The sequence below is a fragment of the Mycobacterium sp. IS-1590 genome, assembly GCF_001500025.1.
GTDB lineage: Bacteria > Actinomycetota > Actinomycetes > Mycobacteriales > Mycobacteriaceae > Mycobacterium.
The window spans coordinates 68,676-90,626 of record NZ_LQIW01000006.1 but is presented as its reverse complement, the minus strand read 5'-3'; the positions used below and the strand labels follow the sequence as shown (position 1 = coordinate 90,626).

The following is a 21,951-nucleotide window of genomic DNA, read 5'->3' as shown; positions in this document are numbered from 1 at the left end:
GAGGCGAACTTAACGTGTCGCGCCGGTCAGGCTTCCAACCGCGCGCGGATGCTGGCCAGTCGCTGCCTCAGCTCGTTCTCGTCGATCACCCCGCGGGCCACCAGCGAGTGCGCCAGCGCCACCAGTTGGCTCTCGGGATAGGGCAACTGGGCATATCGCGTCGCCGTCAGGGCATCCTCTTCGTCGCGGCGCGCCTTGAAGTCCGGGATGTCGGCATCGCACGCCGCCCGGTCGAGCGCGTCGCACAAGCCGTCCAGGCTCGTCTTCCACGGCGGGACAGGGTTTTCCACCCCGTATTTCGCGGCCATTCTCGGCCAGACCTGATTGCGCTCGACGATCTCCTCGAGCGGGGCGACGGTGGTCTGTTCGATACCGGGGTCCGGTGTGGCACTCATGCTTCTGAGGCGGGGTGAACGGCCGGACGGGTGTCGGTGATGACGTTGGTGGTGACGCCCGGTTTGGGCAGGGCGACGCCGATCAGACAATCACGAGTGACGATTTCGGCGAGTTGCTCCTGGGTCCAATCCTCGGTGCCCGCGGGACGCATCGGCATCACCATGAAGCGGTGCTTCTGGTTGGAATCCTGCACGCGGACGGTCACCTCGTCAGGCAGGTACAGACCGAACTCCGCCAGCACCTGACGCGGCCAGCGCACCATTCGCCTGCGGTAGTTGGGCGTGCGGTACCACTCCGGTGAATTGCCCAGGATCGGCCGCGGATAGCAGGAGCACAGCGCGCACACGATCACGTTGTGCAGGTCGGGCGTGTCGGCGAGGATCTCGAAAGCTGTGAAGTCGCTGGGTGTTCCGAACCCGGTCGGCTCCATCCAGTCGACGCCGACCTCCTTGCTGGCGGTCATGGGTTCGGCCAGCGCGAGCTTCTTGAATTCGGGATCCAGCCACGCCCTGGCGACCAGCGTGGCTGCGGGCGTCGGCCCGATCTGTTCGGCGAACTCGGTGAAGCGGCGATGCTCCTCGGCGGTGAAGATGCCCTTCTCGATGCACAGTTCGCGCAACGCGATCTCGAGGACTTCGAAGTCGGTGATCTCGTCGACCATCGGTGCCACCGTGCGGTCGTGGTCGTGATCGTGATCGTGGTCGTGGTCTGTCATGAGGCGGCCTCCAGCCAGTGCTCGGGAATCTCGGTCTGTATGACGTCGTTGCCGGTGCCGGTGTAGCCGTGCCACAACTCCGACATCTTGAACCGCACGACGTAGAACCATTCCGGTTTGGCCGGGCGGTCCCAGGTCTCGTCCTCGGCGGCCGGGCTTTCGTAGGCGACGGTCGCGATCTCGCCGCGTGCGCCGCGCACGTATTCGGGTGTGCGGGTGTAGAAGATCACCGGGAGTTCACGCACGAGCACCGCGTCGCCGACTTTGAACCTGGGTTGGCCGGCCTGCCCGGCATAGACCTGCGGGTCCCCTTTACCCACCGCGTGCTTGTGGTGGGCGTTGCGCTTGACGTCTGCTCCATCGCCTTCGAACCTCGGTTTGGCTTCGAGTTTCTTGCCGGCCAGCCCACCGTCGTAGCGTGCCTTGACCTCTGCCATGCGCTCACTCAACTCGGTCAGGCCGATGTGGTGCTTCTCGACCAGCACGCGCGCGACGGCCAACAGCCAACGGCCGTAGTACGGCAGCCCCAGATACTCGGCCCTGCCCACGTCGACGTTGCCGATGCGGCGGCGCTCTTCGGAGAGCCAGATGCCGCGCCAGGCCAGTACTTCGCAGATGACATACGTCATGTGCTCCCACAGCTCGTACTGCTTGTTCTCGTACTTGATCGGCGCATCCGGTTCCCCGCCGACGTCGTGGACGGGTTTGAGATATGCGGTGATCCGGTTGTGATCGAGCAGATCCGGTGTCGGCGCGTCCGGCAGTTCGGGATAGGCCGACTTCAACCGGGCCACCAGTTCGAGTTGTGCTGCTCGCTCGGCCGCCGTGCTCATGGCGATTCCCTTCGTCGGCCCGGCGTCGACGGGCGCGGTTCAGCTCGGTGGTTCTCCTGAGACGGGGCGCTCGTGATGCCGAACAGCGGGTCAGCATCGGCTGTCGATTCGCGTGCGACGGCGATATCCGCCACCGGCACCTCCGATGTTGTCGCCCGCCGACCCCGTCGGCTGACTCTAACGCCGGACCCGAGTCAGTGCAGGCGAATCGGGTGAGGCTCCCGATCGGCTCACCGGGTGGGCGGGCTTGCGCTGTGGCACATGAGCTTTGAGACCGCGGTGCGTGGCTGCCCAACAGTGGCCGGTCACATCCCCGCAACATCGGGTAATTGACGCGTGTGATGGGCCGGCGGTGCTGTGCACAGGCGTCAGAATGAGTACGTGAGCACCCGCAGCAGGGTCATCGATGCCCTCCGGCCGGCCATGCCAGAACCATGGGCGGTGGTCAGAAGCCTGCTCGGGGTGTTGGCGATGGCCTCGATCGCGCTGCTGTGGGACTCCGGGGCCGCCGCTGTCTGGGTCGCGGGCGCCGGGGCGGTCGCCGGCGCAGTCGCGCTGCAGGACAGTCCGGGCGGGCGGATCGCACGTGTGCTCGTTGTCGCTGTGCAGATGGGGGTGGCCGTTTTACTCGGGTCCCTGCTCTCCTCGTTCGACGCAGTGTTCATCGTGGCGCTGGCGCTGTGGTGCTTCGGGGCCGGTCTGCAGTGGGCCGTGGGGAACAATGCGGGTCTGGTGGCCGCCGCGGGAGGAGCCCTGTTCGCGGTCGCGCCGCCGCTTTCTCCGTCGGTGTCCTCGGTGCTCGTCCCGACAGCCCTGACGGTCGTCGCCGGTGCGCTGCAGGCGGGGTTGATCGCGGTCTGGCCGCCGCAGCGGTGGCGTACGCAGCGCGAGGCGCTCGCCGATGCATATGGGGCGCTGGCCGCCGACGCGCGTCAACTCGCCCACGATGCGGAGACGCCCGCCGGGGCGACGCTGAAGCCGTCGCTGCGGGATGCGTTCATCGACACCCAGGCGGGCCGCCGGCCCGAGGCGTACCGCGGCGGGCACCGGTTGCCCGAACGGATCATGGCGACTCTGCGGACGCTGCGTAATACCCCGATCGGCGACCGCGACGACGTCTCGCGGGTGTTGGCTGCCGCGGCCGAAGTGCTCGACGCGATCGCCGACCACACCCATGTCGCGCGGCGCAACGCCGAGCACGGTCTGGTCCGGTTGGATGCCGGGGCGGACGCGTTGGACGAACCGGAAAGCCCTGAGGTCAAACGGCTTTCCCAGCAACTGCACGAAGCCGCGGAGTTACGCTTCCCCGATCTGTATCGCCCCGACCTGATCAGCCCCGCGCGTTGGGCGCTGACCTCGGTCCGGTCCCACATGACGTTGACGTCGCCGCTTTTCCGGCACGCCGTCCGGCTGTCTGCGGCGGTGGCGGTGGCCGCGTGCGCTGACCGGCTCGCTCCCGTCGCGCACGGCTACTGGATCGCGCTGACCGTGCTCATGGTGTTGCGTCCGGAGACCGCTCACACCTATACGCGCTGCGTCGGTCGGCTCGCGGGAATCGGCGTGGGGGTCGTCGTCGCATCGGTGATCGTGATGTTGGCTCATCCCACGGGTCTGCTCGCCGCCGCACTCGCGACGCTGGGCCTTGCCGCGACGTATGCCGCGACCAGGACGGGCTACATCGCCACCAGCGCGGCGTTGGCGGCGTCGGTTGTGTTCCTTCTCGAAATCGACGCCGTCACCTCCGGCGCGACGCTCGAGGACCGGTTGTTCTCGATCGTCGTCGGCGGTGGGCTCGCGGTCGTGGCGCATGTCGGGTTGCCCGACCACGCGCTGACCCGGCTGCATCACCGCGCCGGTGAACTGCTCAAAACCGAGATCGATTACGCCGCAACGGTGGTCAGGGCTTACGTGCACCCCCTCGACCATCCGGCCGACGCCGTGTCCTCGGCGTGGCAACACGCGTACCGTGCCCGCGCCGGATTCGAAGCCGCATCGGGTGCGACTCGGATGGAGTCACGCGAGCTGCGTCGGTGGTTGCGGTCGTACCGCACCGCGCTGAACGCGGTCACCATTTCGTGTACCGCGCTGGAGGCCAATTTGCCGAATCGGCCGCCACCGGCGTTGACTGCCGAGTTCGTCGCCGCCGTCGACGATTTCGTCGATGCGCTGCGAGGGGCGCCGCCGAACCCGGGCACACCGTGGACCGTGGACATCGCAGCCTTGACCGCTGCCAACAAGCAGGTGCGGGAGAAGGCCGAGGGGCTCAGCGGTGACGACGGCGCCGCACGCGTACTGGTCGCAGAAATCGGCGCGATCACGCGCAGCTTGTCGGGGATCGCCGCTATTCGCGAGCCCACCTCGGCTCGATGAACACGCCCTCGGCTTCCACCGTCACGCCCTCGTCGTCGGCGAGGTAGCCCGTCGCGTAGGACTTGATGCCTTCGGACCTCGTGGTCGTCGCCTCGGCGTGTAACCGACCGAGGCGTGTCGGGCGCAGATACCGCAGCGTGATGGTTCCGGTGAACCGGGGATTGATCGAGTTGGCGGCGACCTCCCCGAGGACGTGGTCGAGGATCAACGCCGAGATCCCGCCGTGTACATGGCCCGGCGGCCCCTCGTAGGCGGCGCCGAGCTCGAAGTCGGTGTAGACGCTTCCGTCGACACCGTGCTCGATGGTCAACGGTGGTGCGATCGGGTTGCGCAGTCCGATCACCGGGTTGCCCCATGGCAGCCGGTCGCCTCCGGTGGTGAAACGCACGCCGAACGATCCGTCGATCTGCCGTGACCGAAGAACCGCTGTCGCACCGTCGATCTGCTCGCGGACCGCCGCGACGGTGTCGGCGTCCATCTCGGTGCGGATTGTCGCGTCGATCAACTGCCGGACCGATTCGGCCAGCGGGCCGTAGACACCACGCAGCCGGGCGATCTCCGATGCGGACACATCGCCGATGTCGGTGAACTCCACCACGTAAGCACTAGAACACGTTCCAGCGCAGGTTGTCGAATCACCCCGCTGCCTGCGCGCGGCCGCCTTCGCGCGAGCGCTCATCCTGGTACGGCTCGCTAACCTCGCGACCGCTTCGCGGGTGAATTATCGTGCCGTGCATGAGCACCTCACTCGGCGACGAGACCTACTACGACCTCGGGTCGTACCACCGGCCGATCGACACCGCGTCGCCGCAGGCGCAGGTGTGGTTCGACCGCGGGATGGTGTGGTGTTACGCGTTCAATCACGAGGAGGCCATCCGCTGCTTCGAGCGGGCACTGGAATTGGACCCGGGGTCGGGGATCGCGCGCTGGGGCATCGCGTACGCGATCGGGCCGAACTACAACAAGGGCTGGGACGCCTTTGATCCCGTCGATGCGGCCGCGTCGCTGGCACGCGCCAGAATGGAGTTGCGGCTGGCCGCCGAACTTCGCGCGTCACCGGTCGAGCGCGGCCTGATCACCGCCCTGCAGGCCCGCTTCCCCACCGAGGATCCGGACGATTCGGAGGCGCTCGAAGCCGGTGGTGCGCACTATGCCGACACGATGGCCGCGCTGGCGCAGGCCTATCCCGACGACGTCGATGTACAGGCCCTTGCCGCCGACGCACTGGTCAATGTGACGGCATGGGCGTTGTGGGACACCAGAACCGGTGAACCCGCGCCCGGCTCACGAGCGGTGGCGGCCAAGCGGATCCTCGACGACGCTTTGGGCACCGAGGCGGGCCGCCGCCACCCCGGCATCCTGCACCTCTACATCCACACGATGGAGATGTCGGCGGTGCCGCAGGATGCGTTGCCCGCCGCGGACCTGCTGCGTGGCCTGGTGCCCGATGCCGGCCATCTGCAGCACATGCCGAGCCACATCGACGTGCTGTGCGGCAACTACCGCGACTCGGTGGTGGCCAATCAGGCGGCGATACAGGTGGATCGACGGTTCGTCGAGCACGAGGGGCCGTTGAACTTCTACTCCCTGTACCGGGCTCACAACCTGCATTTCGTCGTGTATTCGGCCATGTTCGAGGGTAATTCACGTGCGGCGTTCGCCGCCGCCGACGAGCTGGCAACTCAGCTCACCCCCGAGCTGTTGGCGATCGAGTCCCCGCCGATGGCCGACTGGCTGGAGGCCTTCGTGCCGCTTAACACCCACGTGATGGTGAGGTTCGGGCGCTGGCACGACCTGATAGCCCAGCCTCTGCCCGATGACCGGCAGCTGTACTGCAGCACCGTAGCCACGGTCCACTACGGGCGCGGCGTCGCGCATGCGGCCACGGGCAACCTGGAACAGGCCCGCGCCGAGCGCGAGGCGTTCGCAGAAGCCTATGGCCGCATACCCGAGAGCCGATATCTGTTCAACAACACCGTCATCGACATCCTGGCGATCGCCGGCGAGATGCTCGACGGTGAGATTGCCTACCGCGCAGAGGATTACGACACCGCATTCGCGCATCTGCGGCGGGCGATCGAACTCGACGACGCGCTGCCCTACGACGAGCCCTGGGGCTGGATGCAGCCGACCCGTCACGCCTACGGCGCCCTCCTGCTCGAACAGGGGCGCGTCGGGGAAGCCGCCGCGGTATATGCCGCCGACCTCGGGCTCGATCCCACGCTGCCCCGGCCGTGCCAGCATCCGAACAACGTGTGGAGCCTGCACGGCTATCACGAATGCCTGCAGCGGATGGGCCGCGAGGCCGAGGCGGCGATCATCGGTCAACAGCTCACCCTCGCAGCGGCGCGCGCCGACGTCCCGGTCCGCGCCTCCTGCGCCTGCCGGCTGGACGTCGCCGCGGCCTGCTGCGACTGATCCGTAGACTCCGACGTGTGGCCATCAGCGATGACGATCTCGCCCGCCTCGGCCGCTGCGTAGAACTGGCGCGTGAAGCGCTGGAAGACGGCGACGAGCCGTTCGGCTCCCTTCTCGTCGACCAAGCCGGCCGCACGCTGTTCGAGGACCGCAACCGCGTCAAGGATGGGGATCACACGCGCCATCCTGAGTTCGCGATCGCCCGCTGGGCCGCGGCGAACCTGACGCCCGACGAGCGGGTCACCGCGACCGTGTACACCTCCGGGGAGCATTGCCCGATGTGTTCGGCGGCCCACGCGTGGGTGGGGCTCGGCCGGATCGTGTACGCGGCGTCGTCAGAACAGTTGACCCGATGGCTGGCCGAATGGAATGCGCCGCCACCGCCGGTGGTGTCGCTGCCGATCACCACCATTGCGCCGGGTGTCGAGGTGGACGGGCCCGCCGAGCAGTTCAGCGAGGCGATGAAGACGCTCTACGAAGCGAAATTCCGGCCATGACGGACTCCTCGCGCACCGTCTCCGAACCGGGCTGGGTCGAGCATGTCATCTGGTGGCACGTCTACCCGCTCGGTTTCGTCGGTGCGCATCCCGCCGACCCACCCCCGGGCCCGGACGAGCACCGGTTGCTGCGCATCGTCGACTGGCTCGACCACGCGATCGAACTCGGGACGTCGGGACTGGCACTGGGGCCGATCTTCGCGTCACGCACCCACGGCTACGACACCACCGACCATCTGCGCATCGACCCGCGGCTCGGGGACGACGACGACTTCGACACGCTCGTCGACCAGGCGCGCCGGCGCGGGCTGCGGATCCTGCTCGACGGCGTCTTCAACCATGTCGGAACCGATTTCGCCCACACCGAGTGGCTCCGTTCTCGGGGCGACGGCGTCGACGTGTTCGAAGGACACGGCGACCTCGTGGCGCTGGACCATGACAACCCGGCGGTGGCCGACTACGTCGTCGACGTGATGACGCACTGGCTGCAGCGTGGCGCCAACGGCTGGCGCCTCGACGCCGCCTACGCGGTCGCCGACTCGTTCTGGGCCCGGGTGCTCCCGCGCGTTCGCCAGCAGTTCCCCGACGTGTACTTCCTTGCCGAGATCATCCACGGTGACTACGGGCAACGAGTGCGCTCGTCGGGCTTCGACTCGGTGACCCAGTACGAACTGTGGAAGGCCGCGTGGAGCGCACTCAACGACGGCAACTTCCATGAGCTGGACTGGGCGCTGGTGCGGCACAACGAGTTTCTGGACACCTTCGTCCCAACGACCTTCATCGGTAACCACGATGTGACCAGGATCGCCAGCAGACTCGACGACATCCGCCACCTCGAGCACGCCCTGGTGCTGCAGATGACGACTGGTGGCACGCCGAGCGTCTACGCCGGCGACGAGTTCGCCTACCGGGGCGTCAAAGAGGAACGCTTCGGGGGCGACGACGCGGTGCGGCCCGCGTTCGCGACTCCCCTGCCCGACCTCGACGAACACAGCGCCGACGTGTTCCGGTTGCACAAGTTCTTGATCGGGCTGCGCCGACGCCACGCGTGGCTGCATACGGCGCGCACGTCGCCGCTGCTGCTGACCAACCGCCACTACGTCTACCAGAGCCGCGCCGGGTCCGAGGCGCTGATCGTCGCGCTCAACATCGACGACGAGCCCCTGCCGATCTCCTTGCCCGACCTGGGATTTGATCAGGGCGCAGTCCTCGCGGGCTCGGGCGCGCCGCCGTCGGAGGTCATCACCACCTACCGGGTCGGGCCCCACGGCTGGCTGATCATCGCTGTGCGCTGAGCAGTTCGACGGTCAACGGGTCGGCTTTGCCGTCGTAGTACTTCGTCAGTACGCGACCGAAGAGCGCCACGTCGTCGGAGTCGTCGGCGGCGCGGCTGAACAACGTCACCGACGAGCGCACCTTGAGGTTGTCCGGCCACCCGAACAACTCGTCGGCCGAGCGTTGTTCACTGCGGGCGACCAGATCCGCACATTCCCGCAGGCGCGCTCCCAGCACGTTATGGGCCAGGTACGCGCGGGCTTCGGCAAGGGAACCGATTCCGTACCGCTGCGCCGTAGGACTCCTGCCGAGCCCGCGCAACTGCGGGAAGACGAACCAAATCCAATGGCTGCGCTTACGGCCGGCGCGCAGCTCGTCGAGCACCGTGTCGTACACGCGTTCCTGGGCATCGAGGAAGCGCTGCAGGTCGAAGGGGTCGCCGGACGCCGATCTGTCTTTAGCCATGTCATCGGCCAGTCTGACAAGCTAACCTGTGCGATTCAATGACGACTATCAGCGGCAGGCCGACAGGGGCGCGATCGTGACGCGCCGCATCCCACGCCCGCGGGAGCTGGCGCCGCTGCTGCAGTTCAAGAAGCCACAGCTGAACGCGACGAAGCGCAGGCTGGCGGCGGCGCTGACGATCGAGGACCTGCGCCGAATCGCCAAGCGACGAACTCCGAAGGCGGCCTTCGATTACACCGACGGTGCCGCCGAGGAGGAGCTGTCGTTGGCGCGTGCGCGACAGGCGTTCCGCGACATCGAATTTCATCCCACCATCCTGCGCGACGTGTCGAGCGTCGACACCAGTGCGACGGTGCTCGGCGGGCATGTCGCGCAACCGTTCGGCATCGCACCCACCGGCTTCACCCGACTGATGCACACCGCCGGCGAGACCGCGGGCGCCCGCGTCGCCGCACGGGCCGACATCCCGTTCGCGCTGTCAACCCTGGGCACCGCCTCCATCGAAGATGTCAAACAGGCCAACCCGCACGGCCGCAACTGGTTTCAGCTGTACATGTGGAAAGACCGGGACAGGTCGATGGCACTCGTCGAACGGGCCGCCGCCGCCGGCTACGACACGCTGCTCGTGACCGTCGACGTGCCGGTAGCGGGGGCCCGCCACCGTGATACCCGCAACGGCATGTCGATCCCGCCGAGGCTGACGTTGCGTACGGTGCTCGACGCCGTCCCCCATCCGCGGTGGTGGTTCGACCTGCTCACCACCGAACCGTTGTCGTTCGCGTCGCTGGACCGATGGCCGGGCACCGTCGCCGAGTATCTCGACACCATGTTCGACCCCACCGTGGACTTCGACGATCTGGTGTGGATCAAGAAGCAGTGGCCGAACAAGTTGGTGGTCAAGGGAATTCAGACACTCGACGACGCCAGGGCCGTCGTCGGACTCGGGGTCGACGGCATCGTGTTGTCCAATCACGGTGGCCGCCAACTCGACCGCGCGCCGGTGCCGTTCCATCTACTGCCCAGCGTTGCCGCCGAGCTCGGCGGCACCACCGAGATTTTGCTGGACACCGGGGTGATGTCCGGCGCCGACGTCGTCGCGGCGATCGCGCTTGGCGCGCGCTTCGTACTCGTGGGTCGCGCCTACCTCTACGGGCTCATGGCCGGCGGCGAGGCGGGCGCCGATCGGGCCGTTGAGATCCTTTCGCAGCAGGTCAAGCGGACAATGCAGCTACTGGGGGTGACGTCGCTGAGTGAGCTCGGCCCGCGGCACGTCACGCAACTGCACCGGCCGCGGCCGCCGATGGCGGGCCAGTCGCGCATCTCTCCTGAATCACTCTGACCACACAGGTCACAGCGGATTTTGGGTGTTCGTGAGTCCGCGCTGAGTCGCAATCGTTAGCCAACCGCGATGTGGCAACCGCATGTCGGGGCGACAGTCCCGGTGCGAGTACGTGTTTCATTACCCACGCACAGCAAACGGCAATTGCTTGTGGAAGCGATGAAAGGTGGGTTGGTTGCCGTTATGAAGATTTTGGAGAGGTACCGGAATACCGGTACAAAGCTGTTTCGCCGAATGGCGGTGGTGGCGTTCGCCGTGGCGGCGCTGCCCGGACTGATCGGCTTCGCCGGGGTTTCGGCCACGGCCGGGGCGTTCTCGCGGCCCGGGCTGCCTGTCGAGTATCTCGACGTGTTCTCCCCCGCGATGAACCGCAACATCCGGGTCCAGTTCCAAGGCGGTGGACCGCACGCGGTGTATCTGCTCGACGGTCTGCGCGCTCAGGACGATTTCAACGGCTGGGACATCAACACCCCCGCCTTCGAGTGGTACTACCAGTCCGGACTCTCGGTCGTCATGCCGGTCGGCGGGCAGTCCAGCTTCTACACCGACTGGTACCAGCCGTCGCGGGGTAACGGCCAGGACTACACCTACAAGTGGGAGACGTTCCTGACCCAGGAGCTCCCGGCCTGGTTGGAAGCCAACAGGGGCGTGTCGCAGAACGGCAATGCGGTCGTGGGTATTTCGATGGCCGGCAGCACCGCGCTGACGTACGCGATCTACCACCCGCAGAAGTTCATCTACGCCGCCTCGCTGTCGGGCTTCCTCAATCCGTCCGAGGGCTGGTGGCCGATGCTGATCGGTCTGGCGATGCAAGACGCCGGCGGGTACAACGCCGAGAGCATGTGGGGTCCATCGTCGGATCCGGCGTGGAAGCGCAACGACCCGATGATCAACATCAACCAGCTGGTGGCCAACAACACCCGCATCTGGATCTACTGCGGCACGGGTACGCCGTCGGATCTCGATGGCGGCACTGCGGGCCAGAACCTGATGGCGGCCCAGTTCCTCGAAGGGTTCACGTTGCGGACCAACGTCACCTTCAAGGACAACTACGTCGCCGCCGGTGGCACCAACGGCGTGTTCAACTTCCCCCCACAGGGGACTCACAGCTGGGGCTACTGGGGTCAGCAGCTGGAGATGATGAAGCCTGACATCCAGCGGGTGCTGGGTGCACAGGCCAGTGCCTAACCGCACCGCGTAGATCCACCCACAACAGGGAGCCTGCCGTTTACCCCGAACGGCAGGCTTCCTGCCGTTCGGGGTAGCTACGAACGCCGCGCGCGACGCGGGGAGGGAACAAATCAGGCCATCTAAAGGTTGAGCGCAACAGACTCAAACTTTGGAGGATTGATGGCTGAAGCCAAGACAGTTCCGGTCTTGTTCTCGAGCGAGTCGATCGTGCTGCCCGGGATGGTCGTGCCGATCGAGCTCGACGAGGCCGCACGCGCCGCGGTCGACGCCGCGCGCGCGAGCGAGTCCGGAGAACTGCTGATCGCGCCCCGCCTGGAGGATCGCTACCCGTCGCACGGGGTGCTGGCCTCGATCGTGCAGATCGGGCGCATGGTCGGCGGGCCCGCCGCGGTGGTGCGGGGCGAGACCCGTGCACACATCGGCGCCGGCGCCACCGGACCCGGCGCCGCGCTGTGGGTCGAGGTGACCGAGGTCGAGGAGACCCAGCCCACCGAGGAGACATACCAGCTCGCGGCCGAATACAAGAAGCTGCTGCTGGCGATGCTGCAGCGGCGCGAGGCCTGGCAGATCATCGATTTCGTCAACCAGCTCTCCGACCCGTCGGCGCTGGCCGACACCGCGGGCTATGCGTCGTACTTGACCCAGGTCCAAAAGCGTCAGTTGCTCGAGACGCCCGACGTGGCCGAGCGGTTGCGTGCGCTGATCGAGTGGACGGGTGCCCAGCTGGCCGAGGTCGAGGTCACCGAGAAGATCGCCGAAGATGTGCGGGCGGGCATGGAGAAGACGCAAATGGAGTTCCTGCTGCGCCAGCAGCTCAACGCCATCCGCAAGGAACTCGGCGAGGACGAACCCGACGGCTCCGACGACTATCGCGGCCGCATCGAGGCGGCGGACCTGCCGCAGAAGGTGCGCGAGGCCGCCCTGCGCGAGGTCGGCAAGCTCGAGCGCGCGAGTGACCAGAGCCCCGAAAGCGGTTGGATCCGCACCTGGTTGGACACCGTGCTCGACCTGCCGTGGAACGTCCATACCGAGGACTCGACCGATCTGCAGGCGGCGCGGGAGATTCTGGACGCCGACCATCACGGTCTCGAGGACGTCAAGGACCGCATCGTCGAATATCTGGCCGTGCGGGCGCGCCGCGCCCAGCGCGGGCTGCAGGTCGTCGGCGGCCGCGGTTCGGGTGCGGTGATGGTGTTGGCTGGTCCGCCCGGGGTCGGCAAGACCTCGCTGGGTGAGAGTGTCGCTCGCGCGTTGGGACGCAAGTTCGTTCGCGTCGCCCTCGGCGGCGTGCGTGACGAGGCCGAGATCCGCGGCCACCGGCGCACCTACGTCGGGGCGCTGCCCGGACGCATCGTGCGTGCCGTCGGTGAGGCGGGTTCGATGAACCCCGTCGTACTGCTCGACGAGATCGACAAGGTCGGCTCCGACTTCCGCGGGGACCCCGCGGCGGCGCTGCTGGAGGTCTTGGACCCCGCGCAGAACCACACGTTCCGCGACCACTACCTGGACCTCGATCTGGACCTGTCGGACGTGGTGTTCCTCGCGACGGCCAACGTCATCGAGAACATCCCGTCGGCCCTGCTGGACCGTATGGAACTGGTCCAGATCGACGGCTACACCGAGGACGACAAAGTCGCCATCGCCCGCGACTTCCTGCTGCCCCGGCAGCGAGAGCGGGCCGCGCTGACCGAAGACGAGGTGACGGTGACCGAGGCGGCGCTGCGCAAGATCGCGGCGGACTACACCCGCGAGCCGGGAGTGCGTCAGTTCGAGCGGCTGCTGGCCAAGGCGCTGCGCAAGGTGACGACGAAGCTGGCATCCGACGACATCACCAGCCTCACCCTCGACGAGCCCGATCTCGTTGAGTACCTGGGCCGCCCGCGGTTCCTGCCGGAATCGGCCGAACGCACGGCGGTGCCGGGCGTCGCGACCGGACTGGCGGTGACCGGCCTGGGTGGTGACGTGCTCTACATCGAGGCCGGCGCCACCGACGGCGAACCGAGCCTGCAGCTGACCGGGCAACTGGGCGAGGTCATGAAGGAGTCCGCGCAGATCGCGCTGTCCTACGTGCGCTCGCACGCCGCGCAGTTGGGCGTCGACCCCAAGGCGCTGGACCGCCGGATACACGTGCACGTGCCTGCGGGCGCCGTCCCGAAGGACGGTCCATCGGCGGGCGTGACGATGGTGACCGCGCTGGTGTCGATGGCCACCGGCCGCCAGGTGCGCGCGGACGTCGGCATGACCGGTGAGGTGACGTTGAACGGTCGGGTGCTGCCCATCGGCGGCGTCAAGCAGAAGCTGCTGGCGGCGCAACGGGCCGGACTGTCAACGGTTTTCATCCCGCAGCGCAACGAGGCCGACCTGGATGACGTCCCGGCCGACGTGCTCGAGGCGCTGGAAGTCAAGCCGATGACCGACGTCGCCGACATCGTCGCGCAGGCGCTGCAACCCGTCGAGGCCGTGGCCGGCGCGGCCGCCTGATCGCACGCTACCGTCAGTGCATGGCGTACGACGAGGAGCTCGCCCACCGCATCCGCGAACTGCTCAGCGGGCAAAGCGGAGTCGAGGAGAAGCCGATGTTCGGCGGGTTAGCGTTTCTGGTCAACGGCAACATGGCGGTGGCGGCCAGCGGGCAAGGCGGCCTGATGGTGCGGGTGCCGCGCGACGACACCGCCAAGCTGCTGTCGCGTGCGCACGTCGCGCCGATGGTGATGGCGGGCAGGGAGATGCGGGGGTGGCTGCGGGTGTCCAGCGCCGGGCTCACCACCAAGCGGCAACTGCAACCGTGGGTCACCCGCTCGGTCGACTATGCGAGGAGTTTGCCCCCCAAAGAGCGGGGGTACGCCAGCCGACGTGGACGCCGCAGCACGTAAGAAGCTGGTCAAGCGCCTGCTCGACCGGGCGGGCACGACTTATGCCGAAGACGCCGGTATCCGCTTGGCGGACAAGCCGATGCCGCTCTTCCAGCTGTTGACGCTGTGCATGCTCTCAAGCAAGCCGATCGACGCTTCCATCGCGGTCGAAGCCGCGCGGGAGCTGTCCCGCGCGGGACTGCGCACCCCCAAGGCCGTCCTCGACGCGGATCGCGCGGACATGATCGGCGCCTTCGGCCGCGCTCACTACGTGCGGTACGACGAGAGTTGGGCGACCAGGCTCACCGACATCGCGCAGTCCGTCGTCGACGAGTACGGCGGGGACCTCCGCAAGCTCGACGGGACGCAGGACCACGACGTGACCGCCTTGACCCGTGCGCTCAAGGGATTCAAGGGAATCGGCGACACCGGTGCCGACATCTTCCTGCGGGAGGTGCAGGACACCTGGACGTGGATCCGGCCCTACCTCGACTCGCGGGCCACGACCGCCGCGCGCGAGCTCGGGCTGCCCACCGACAGCGACGAGCTCGCGGCGCTGGCGCCGGGCAAATGCGCGAATCTGGCCGCCGCGTTGGTCAAGGTGTCGCTCGACGACGAGTTGCGCGACAGCGTGTCCGCAGCGGGATGACGCGGTGGTGATCCGGATCGGCACGTCCGGGTGGTCGTACGACCATTGGAAGGACGTGCTGTACCCCGCCGGGACCCCGGTGGCCAAGCGGTTGGCCCGCTACGTCGAGGAGTTCGACACCGTGGAGCTGAACGCCAGCTTCTACCGCTGGCCGAAAGACAGCGCGTTCGCCGGTTGGCGGCAGCGGCTGCCCGACGGGTTCACGATGTCGGTCAAGGCCCAGCGAGGGCTGACGCACTACCGCCGGCTGCGGGAGCCCGAGCCGTGGGTCGAGCGCTTCGAACGGTGCTGGAATCTGTTGGGCGACCGTAGCGAAGCCTTGCTCGTGCAGTTGCATCCGGAACTGGAGCGCGACGACGCCCGCCTGGAGTATTTCCTCGAGTTGATGCCGGACCGGATCCCGGTGGCCATGGAGTTGCGGCACGCGTCATGGGACGACCCCGCCGTGTATGACCTGCTCGAGCGCCATGGCGCCGCGTACGTGGTGATGAGCGGAGCGAACCTACGCTGTGTTCCGCGGGCCACCAGCGACCTGGTCTACATCCGGATGCACGGGCCGGATCAGAACTCCATGTACGCGGGGTCCTACCCCGACGACGAGTTGCGGCGCTGGGCCGACCGAATATTGGCGTGGGACCGCGAAGGCAGGCGCGTGCTGGTCTACTTCAACAACGACCTGGGCGGGCACGCAGTGTGGAACGCGCAGACGCTCAAAGCGATGCTGGCCGGCTGATCCACCACCCCCGCTGCGCGGACGAGAACCGGTTCCGGCACGCTAGGAGCCGAGATGCGTGCCCTATGTCTGTTGCCGGTCGCCGCGATCCTGGTCGCGGGTTGCTCGGCCGAGCGGATTGTCACCACCGACGAACCGTTCGTGGCGTCGCCGACCTCCCCGACCTCCGAACCGCCTCCTGCGCCACCGAACAGCGCGCACCTGGTCGACGCCTTCGACTACGTCGCGCATCCGGACGGGTCGGCCGTGTACTACTTCACCACTCCCAGTGGACGCTGGGCGTGCGCCGTCGTGCCGCGTGACAAGGCGGGCTGCCAGTCGGCCGCCTCCCCGCAGTCCAGCATGAACATCGCCGGTGAACCGGACACTGTGGACAACGGCGCTGGTGTGCAGACCGCGCCGAACGCGATCGTGATCGAGCGCGACGGGGAACCTCGCTTCGTGGCGTCGAAGCAGCCGGAGTTCGTCCTCGAAAATGCGAAGGTGCTGGAGTTCAACCGGATTCTGGCTGTGGCCGGATTCCGCTGCAATGTGCAGGAGGCCGGTGTCTCGTGCATGAGCGAGGCGACGGGCAATGGATTCACCTTCGCGCCCGAGGGTTTTGCGCCGCGATACACCGAGGTGCCCGCCCACGCACCGTAGCGACGAGAAAGGCAGGCCCGCATGAGGTTCGAAACCGGAAAGGTCGCCGTCGTCACCGGCGGTACCAGCGGAATCGGTTTCGCGCTGGCCGCGCATCTGGTGCGTCGCGGCGTCGACGTGGTGATCGCCGACATCCGCGAGGACGCGATACCCGCGGCGGTCGAGGCGCTGTCCTCCCATCCCGGGACGGTGACCGGGGTGCGTGTCGACGTCGCTGAGCCGGCCGATGTCGACGCGCTGGCCGCGCACGCCCTGGACCGATTCGGCCGTGTCGATCTGGTGTGCAACAACGCCGGGGTGGTGTGTGAACAGACGCCGGTGTGGGAGCAGCGAATCGAGACATGGCGGTGGCTGATCGACGTCAAGCTGATGGGTGTCGTACACGGAGTCAAGACCTTCACTCCCTTGTTCATCGCGCAGCGGTCTGGACACTTCCTCAACACCGCCTCCGCGGGCGGGCTCATCCCGCTGCCCCGCCTCGGTCCGTACAACGCGACCATGCACGCCGTCGTCGGCCTGACAGAGACGCTCGACATCGAACTGCGATCCGTCTCAACGGATATGGGTGCGACGGTGCTGTGCCCGGGGATGGTTGACACACCGCTGGGACCCAACTCGGCGAATCTGACCCCGCCCGGAGCGGTCAGCGTTCCCAGCGACCGAGACGACGACGCGATGCGCGGTGCGATCAGCCCCGCCGTGGTCGCCGATGCCGCGATCGCCGCGGTGGAGGCGGGGCGGGTACATGCCGTCGTCGGGCCGGGCGCCGCGTATGCGGCCCGTCAACGCGTTGACGTGCTGCTGGCAGACCTCGACTGACCACAGCAATGGCCGTTCGGTCTACAGCAATGCGGCCGTTCCGGCTACAGCAATGCGGCCGTTCCGGCTACAGCAATGCGGCCGTTCCGGCCGGGTTGACCTGGACCTTGGCGCCCGCGATGTCCTCGTCGACCGTCGCCGCCGCGCCGGCTGCATCGGGGATGACCGCCAGCACCCGCGAGTCGTCGGGTGTGCGGACCGCGAGGAACGCCTTTTCAGGAGAGCCCTCACGGTCGAACGGCGTCGTCCACGCCTCCACGGTGCCCACCCCGGCCCAATCGACGAGCGCCGCCCGCGTCGGTTCGCGGTCGACCTCTGATTGCACGTCCTCCCAACGGAACTCGTGTGGTGGCGGCTCGGTGCCGTACACGCCGAAGCTGTGCTTGGTGAGGTAACCGCCGTTGGCCGTGATCAACCCGAGCGTCCCGGGGGCGGCGACGAGCCGCTCGGCCATGGTCGCGATCGAGTGGGTCACGTAGTTGTTCCACGGCCCGCCCGCGAAGGTGAGCCCGCCGGTCACCGTCAGCGGTCTGGCGGGGTCTCCGATCGGGAGGCCAAGTTCGTTGGCAGCCACCTGAACCGCCGAAGGAAAGCACGAGTAGACGTCGATGAGCTCGACATCGTCGATGCCGACCCCGGCCAACTCCAGGGACCGCCGCCCACCGATCCGGATCGCGGGAGACGTGTGGAACTCCGCCCGCTCGCCGATCGCGTAGGTGTCGTGCGAGTCGGTGCCCGAATACGGGAACACCCAGCGCTCTCTGGGAATCTGTAAGTGCGTGGCCTTCTCCGCCGAGGTGAGCACCAGCACCGCGGCCTGGTCGACCATGTTGTTGGAGTTCATCAGCTTCGGATAAGGCCAGCTGATCATCCGATTGCTCGGACCGGGCTGCCAGATCTGCTCGGCGGGCAACGCGTCCCGAACCCACGCGTGGGGGTTGCCCGCGGCGACCGCGCTGAATTGTGCCCACAGTTCACCGATCCGGCGTCGGTGCTGCTCGTCGGACTCACCCGCGGCGACGCGCACGGCTTGCTCGAACATCGGGTAGACGTAGGCGGGCCGGTCCAGGCTGATCTTGATCTCGGCGGGCCCGGCCATCGGGACGCCGTCGTCAGCACCCTCGGCCATCGGGACGGACTCGTCCTGGCGCGGCCAGTTCGGCCGCACACCCTTGGCGCGCAGTCGAGTCCGAGTGCGCCAGGTCTCACCGCCCGCGATCAGGACCACCTCGGCCCGACCGTTCTGGATGTCTCGGCACGCCTCGTTGACCAACGACTGCGGCGTGTTACCGCCGACCCCGGTATAGCGGGTCGTGGCGTTGTCGGCGTGCAGGCCTTGCGCGAGAAGCAATCCCGGATCGCGATACCGCCACGAAAGGAGATTGACCACCCGGACCGAATCGGCGGCCTCCAGGACCCGTGGATCCGCTGCGTCGCGTGCGGCGGCAACCATCAGGTCGATCGGCGACACGTCGAGGTTCTCGTCGCGCTGGTTGACTTGTCCATAGCCGACCAACACCGGCGTCCTGGGCTCCATCACGGCCTTTCTCGGTAGGCGAAAAGGGTGCCGTCGGCGATCAGCCGATCGGTCTCCTCGGCAGGGAGGTCGAGGATCTGCCGGCAGATCTCACGGGTCTGCTCCCCCGGCATCGGCGCAGGGCCCAGCCGGGCGGGCGGAATACTCGTATACGGCGCCGGCCCAGTCTCGGTGAGCATGGGCGCATCGAAAAGCGGATGTACCATGTCGGAGAACAGCTTTCGGTAACGCACCTGCGGGTCGTCGGGCACATCGACGGCACGATTCATCGGCGCGGCGGCGATTCCCGCGTCTTGCAGGGTGCGTGCCACCGTGGCCTTGTCGCGGGTGCGGGTCCATTCGACGATGTCGACGCCGCCGGTGACCGATTCCAATGCGGCATGGTCGTTCTCGGAGCGCAGCGAGATCACACACCACTCGTCGTCGCCGGTGCACGGGTACACGCCGTGTGCCGCGGTGTCGTCGACGACGGGCAGGCCCGCCGCCCGCGCGGACTCGGTGACATAACGAGTCGCCAGTTGGCTGACCGCGGCCTCGGCCTGCGAGACGTGGACGTGTGCGGGTTGTCCGGTTCGGTCGCGCCGGATCAGCGCCGCCAGTGCGGCGATCGCGGTGAGTCGCGCCGACACGTGGTCCGGGAATATCGTCGTCGCATCGTAGAACTCACCGTCAGCAGACGCCCACAGCGAGGTGACCCCGGTGGTAGCGCGCACGAGCGGCCCGTACCCCATGCGCGAGCTCCACGGACCCGTCGCGCCGAAGGCGCTGCTCTCCGCGAGCACGATTCGCGGATTCAGTTCCCGCAGACGGTCATAGGAAAACCCCAGCGATACAAGCGTTCCCGGCTTGAAGTTGGCGAAGACGGCGTCGGCGCCGGTGACCAGGCGGGCAAACAGGTCGGCGCCCTCGGGGGTCCGCAGGTCGAGGCCCAGGCTCTGCTCGTTGCGGTGGGTCAGCGCCCAGGACCTGCTCATCACCTGACCGTGCGGCGCCTGGCGCAGCCCGTCGGGGTAGGCGGCGCTCTCGATCTTGATGACCTCGGCGCCGAGGTCGGCGAACAACCTGCCGAGCTCGCCCCCGGCGACGATGACGCCGAGGTCGAGGATGCGCATCCCGTCGAAGGGGCGCTGCAGCGCGACCGAATCCGGCGACGATGTCGTCGATGTCGGTGTGGCCCAGGCAGGGTCGTCAGCGCCGGATGCGTGGGCCAGCCACCTCAGGCCGCGATGGTGCCCGTCGACCACGAACGGTCCCACGGGGGTGACGACGTCCGCGCCCGGGGCGAATTCGGCGGTGGTCAGCGCGCCGACTCCGCGGAAGTGTTCGGAGGCCATCGTCTCCGTGGGGGTGAGCACCGCCGCGATGGGCACTCCCCGCGCCTGTCCCTCGGTGACCAGGTCGTCCATGGTCCGGGCTGCGACGAGATCGCCGATCAGGGCGTTGAGTTCGCCGGACATCGCAAAACGCGCCGCGATCGTGTCGAACTTCGGATCGGCGAACTGCTCGGGTTCACTGAGCCAGGCGCGCATGGCCCGCCACTGACGCGGGGACAGCAGGCAGATCCGAACGTGCCCGTCCTTGCAGGAGAAGATCGGGTAGATGTTCTGGTTCCGTGGCCTGCCGCGCCAGATCTCGGTGGTCTTCTTGACGCCGACCGCCGCCTGGCCTTCCGAGCCGAACGGCGGATCGAGCGACTGCAGCACCGCCTCGAACCGGGAGAAGTCGATGTACTCGCCTGCGCCGGTGCGTAACCGGCGGTAGTAGGCGGCCAGCGCCGCCCATGCCGCCTGTGCCGCAGCGGTTCCAGATGCCAGGCCGGTCGGCGGCAGCACCGGCGTGCCTGCGGTCGGACCGGTACGTGACAGCGCCGTCGACAACGCGTACAACGCCGGGTCGGTGGCATGCCAGGAGGCATACGGGCCGTCGGTGCCGAAGTCCGTGACCGACAGCACGACGAGGTGGCTGAACTGCCGAGCCAGCCCGGCGCACGTGACTCCGAATTCTCCTGCCCCGCCGGGTCTTCCACCGTCGACGACGATATCGGCCGTGCCCGCCAGGTCCAACAGCGCCCGACGGCCTTCTGGGCCGGCGGGGTCGAGGACCGCGCACCGCTTGTTCGCGTTGTTCAACCGGAACGGGATACTCGCTCCGGCAGCGGTCGGCAGCGCCTGCCGGTCGCGATGCCCACCGGGCGGCTCGATCTTCAGCACGTCGGCCCCGAGGTCGGCGAACAGCCGGCCCACTCCATCGGATTCGGCGCCGCCGAGGTCGAGCACCCGCACAGAGGCCAGCAGTGCTTCGTTCATGCCGCGAGCAGACTTTCGACCCAGCGCAGGTGGTCGTCGGTGTCGGTGGCCACGTACATCAGGTCGACGAAGACATCCGGATATCCGGCCTCGGCCAACGTATGCACCGCCTCGGCGACCGCCTCGATCGGTGTGCCCGCGGCGACGTTGATCCGCACGTAGGTGTGGATGGCCGATGGATCCCGGCCGGCCTCACGCGCGGCGTCGTCGATGGTTCGGCGCTGCATCGCAAGCCACTCGGGCATGACACCGCCGGGCACCAAGGCGGCGGGCAGCCAGCCGTCGCCGCGCGCCCCGATGCGGCGAAGGCTCGCCGGCGTGAACCCGGCGAGATAGATCGGCGGGCGCGGCTGCTGGACCGGTTTGAGATCCACCCACGACAACGGGATCGACCACCGCTTGCCGTCGTGTTGGACCGGATTCGTCGTCCACAGTTGCTCGAGGGCGTCGAGCAGCTCGTCCAGCTGGGCTCCACGGGCGCGGAACGGGGCACCGGCGGCGGAGAACTCCTCCGGGGACCATCCGATCCCGAAACCCGGGACGAGCCTGCCCCCGCTGACGACGTCGATGGCGGTCAGTTGGCGGCCCAGCTGCACCGGCGGGTACCACGGTGCGACGAGGACGCTGCTGCCCAACCGGACGCGCGACGTCGCTGCGGCCACGACCGCCAGCGCGATGAACGGATCCAGGCCTGCGCGGAACTGTTCGGGGATGGTGTCCTTCCCTGCGTAGCCGACGCTGGGATGCACCGCCGTCAACAGGCGGTCTCCCACCCAGAGACTGTCCACGCCGAGGCTCTCGGCGGCGGCGGCATAGCGCGCGAGGTCCGCACGAGCGGACGGCCCGAACTGCGGCACTGCGAATCCCAACACGCCAGACAGGCTAATGGGTAGCTTCACCCGCATCGGGTACAG

The 21,951-nt window shown here is 67.8% G+C and carries 20 protein-coding genes; 12 read left to right on the top strand and 8 right to left on the bottom strand.

Going from position 1 to position 21,951, the window contains the following annotated elements; genetic code table 11:
- Positions 1 to 26: 26 nt before the first annotated feature.
- Genes AU197_RS06810 through AU197_RS06800 form a run of 3 tightly spaced genes read right to left on the bottom strand, consistent with a single transcriptional unit; the run spans position 27 to position 1,944 of the window.
- A complete protein-coding gene (locus AU197_RS06810) occupies positions 27 to 395 on the bottom strand; it encodes a hypothetical protein (RefSeq protein WP_064401773.1) in 369 nt (122 codons plus the stop codon).
- Entirely contained in the window at positions 392 to 1,111 is a 720-nt protein-coding gene (scnC, locus tag AU197_RS06805) for a thiocyanate hydrolase subunit gamma (RefSeq protein WP_064401772.1), read from the bottom strand. The genes AU197_RS06810 and scnC overlap by 4 nt, the downstream gene beginning before the upstream one ends.
- Positions 1,108 to 1,944 carry an SH3-like domain-containing protein gene (locus AU197_RS06800; RefSeq protein ID WP_064401771.1) on the bottom strand — a complete coding sequence of 279 codons (837 nt, stop codon included), beginning with the start codon at positions 1,942 to 1,944 and terminating at the stop codon, positions 1,108 to 1,110. The genes scnC and AU197_RS06800 overlap by 4 nt, the downstream gene beginning before the upstream one ends.
- Before the next feature lie 423 nt (positions 1,945 to 2,367).
- On the opposite strand from AU197_RS06800, the gene AU197_RS06795 reads away from it, so the two are divergent.
- Entirely contained in the window at positions 2,368 to 4,314 is a 1,947-nt protein-coding gene (locus tag AU197_RS06795; protein WP_156434336.1) for an FUSC family protein, read from the top strand.
- Here AU197_RS06795 and AU197_RS06790 read toward each other — a convergent pair.
- A complete protein-coding gene (locus AU197_RS06790) occupies positions 4,286 to 4,912 on the bottom strand; it encodes a PaaI family thioesterase (RefSeq protein ID WP_064401770.1) in 627 nt (208 codons plus the stop codon). The genes AU197_RS06795 and AU197_RS06790 overlap by 29 nt on opposite strands.
- 137 nt (positions 4,913 to 5,049) lie before the next feature.
- Here AU197_RS06790 and AU197_RS06785 point away from each other — a divergent pair, with 137 nt between their 5' ends.
- From AU197_RS06785 to AU197_RS06775, 3 genes are read left to right on the top strand one after another with little or no spacing between them, the layout of a single operon-like run.
- Positions 5,050 to 6,732: a tetratricopeptide repeat protein gene (locus tag AU197_RS06785; protein WP_064401769.1), complete on the top strand. Its 1,683-nt coding sequence runs from the start codon at positions 5,050 to 5,052 to the stop codon at positions 6,730 to 6,732.
- A 17-nt stretch (positions 6,733 to 6,749) separates the two neighbouring features.
- On the top strand, positions 6,750 to 7,229 hold the full coding sequence (locus AU197_RS06780; protein ID WP_064401768.1) for a nucleoside deaminase: 480 nt from the start codon (positions 6,750 to 6,752) through the stop codon (positions 7,227 to 7,229).
- Positions 7,226 to 8,524 carry an alpha-amylase family glycosyl hydrolase gene (locus tag AU197_RS06775; RefSeq protein ID WP_064401767.1) on the top strand — a complete coding sequence of 433 codons (1,299 nt, stop codon included), beginning with the start codon at positions 7,226 to 7,228 and terminating at the stop codon, positions 8,522 to 8,524. Before AU197_RS06780 ends, AU197_RS06775 begins: the two co-directional genes overlap by 4 nt.
- Here AU197_RS06775 and AU197_RS06770 read toward each other — a convergent pair.
- Entirely contained in the window at positions 8,508 to 8,969 is a 462-nt protein-coding gene (locus tag AU197_RS06770; RefSeq protein WP_064401766.1) for a DUF1810 domain-containing protein, read from the bottom strand. The two genes, AU197_RS06775 and AU197_RS06770, sit on opposite strands and share 17 nt — an antisense overlap.
- 76 nt (positions 8,970 to 9,045) lie before the next feature.
- Between AU197_RS06770 and AU197_RS06765 the strand changes: the two genes are divergently transcribed.
- From AU197_RS06765 to AU197_RS06730, 8 genes are all read left to right on the top strand, one after another.
- Positions 9,046 to 10,308 carry an alpha-hydroxy acid oxidase gene (locus tag AU197_RS06765; RefSeq protein WP_064401805.1) on the top strand — a complete coding sequence of 421 codons (1,263 nt, stop codon included), beginning with the start codon at positions 9,046 to 9,048 and terminating at the stop codon, positions 10,306 to 10,308.
- Positions 10,309 to 10,491: 183 nt separating this feature from the next.
- Positions 10,492 to 11,496, top strand: a complete 1,005-nt coding sequence (locus AU197_RS06760; RefSeq protein ID WP_064401765.1) for an esterase family protein — start codon at positions 10,492 to 10,494, stop codon at positions 11,494 to 11,496.
- Positions 11,497 to 11,658: 162 nt separating this feature from the next.
- Positions 11,659 to 13,980: an endopeptidase La gene (lon, locus tag AU197_RS06755; RefSeq protein WP_064401764.1), complete on the top strand. Its 2,322-nt coding sequence runs from the start codon at positions 11,659 to 11,661 to the stop codon at positions 13,978 to 13,980.
- 20 nt (positions 13,981 to 14,000) lie between these two features.
- Positions 14,001 to 14,372, top strand: a complete 372-nt coding sequence (locus AU197_RS06750; protein ID WP_064401763.1) for a TfoX/Sxy family protein — start codon at positions 14,001 to 14,003, stop codon at positions 14,370 to 14,372.
- A complete protein-coding gene (locus AU197_RS06745) occupies positions 14,308 to 15,000 on the top strand; it encodes an HhH-GDP family DNA glycosylase (RefSeq protein WP_064401762.1) in 693 nt (230 codons plus the stop codon). The genes AU197_RS06750 and AU197_RS06745 overlap by 65 nt, the downstream gene beginning before the upstream one ends.
- 7 nt (positions 15,001 to 15,007) lie before the next feature.
- A complete protein-coding gene (locus tag AU197_RS06740) occupies positions 15,008 to 15,733 on the top strand; it encodes a DUF72 domain-containing protein (RefSeq protein WP_082696541.1) in 726 nt (241 codons plus the stop codon).
- Positions 15,734 to 15,787: 54 nt separating this feature from the next.
- Complete coding sequence (locus AU197_RS06735; RefSeq protein ID WP_064401760.1) at positions 15,788 to 16,375, top strand: hypothetical protein; 588 nt, start codon at positions 15,788 to 15,790, stop codon at positions 16,373 to 16,375.
- Positions 16,376 to 16,396: 21 nt separating this feature from the next.
- A complete protein-coding gene (locus AU197_RS06730) occupies positions 16,397 to 17,194 on the top strand; it encodes an SDR family NAD(P)-dependent oxidoreductase (protein ID WP_064401759.1) in 798 nt (265 codons plus the stop codon).
- 67 nt (positions 17,195 to 17,261) lie between these two features.
- Here AU197_RS06730 and AU197_RS06725 read toward each other — a convergent pair whose 3' ends face one another.
- From AU197_RS06725 to AU197_RS06715, 3 genes are read right to left on the bottom strand one after another with little or no spacing between them, the layout of a single operon-like run.
- Complete coding sequence (locus AU197_RS06725; RefSeq protein ID WP_064401758.1) at positions 17,262 to 18,731, bottom strand: acetyl-CoA acetyltransferase; 1,470 nt, start codon at positions 18,729 to 18,731, stop codon at positions 17,262 to 17,264.
- Entirely contained in the window at positions 18,731 to 21,037 is a 2,307-nt protein-coding gene (locus tag AU197_RS06720; protein ID WP_064401757.1) for a CaiB/BaiF CoA-transferase family protein, read from the bottom strand. The genes AU197_RS06725 and AU197_RS06720 overlap by 1 nt, the downstream gene beginning before the upstream one ends.
- Complete coding sequence (locus AU197_RS06715) at positions 21,034 to 21,909, bottom strand: TIGR03619 family F420-dependent LLM class oxidoreductase (protein WP_064401756.1); 876 nt, start codon at positions 21,907 to 21,909, stop codon at positions 21,034 to 21,036. The genes AU197_RS06720 and AU197_RS06715 overlap by 4 nt, the downstream gene beginning before the upstream one ends.
- Between the last annotated feature and the right edge of the window lie 42 nt (positions 21,910 to 21,951).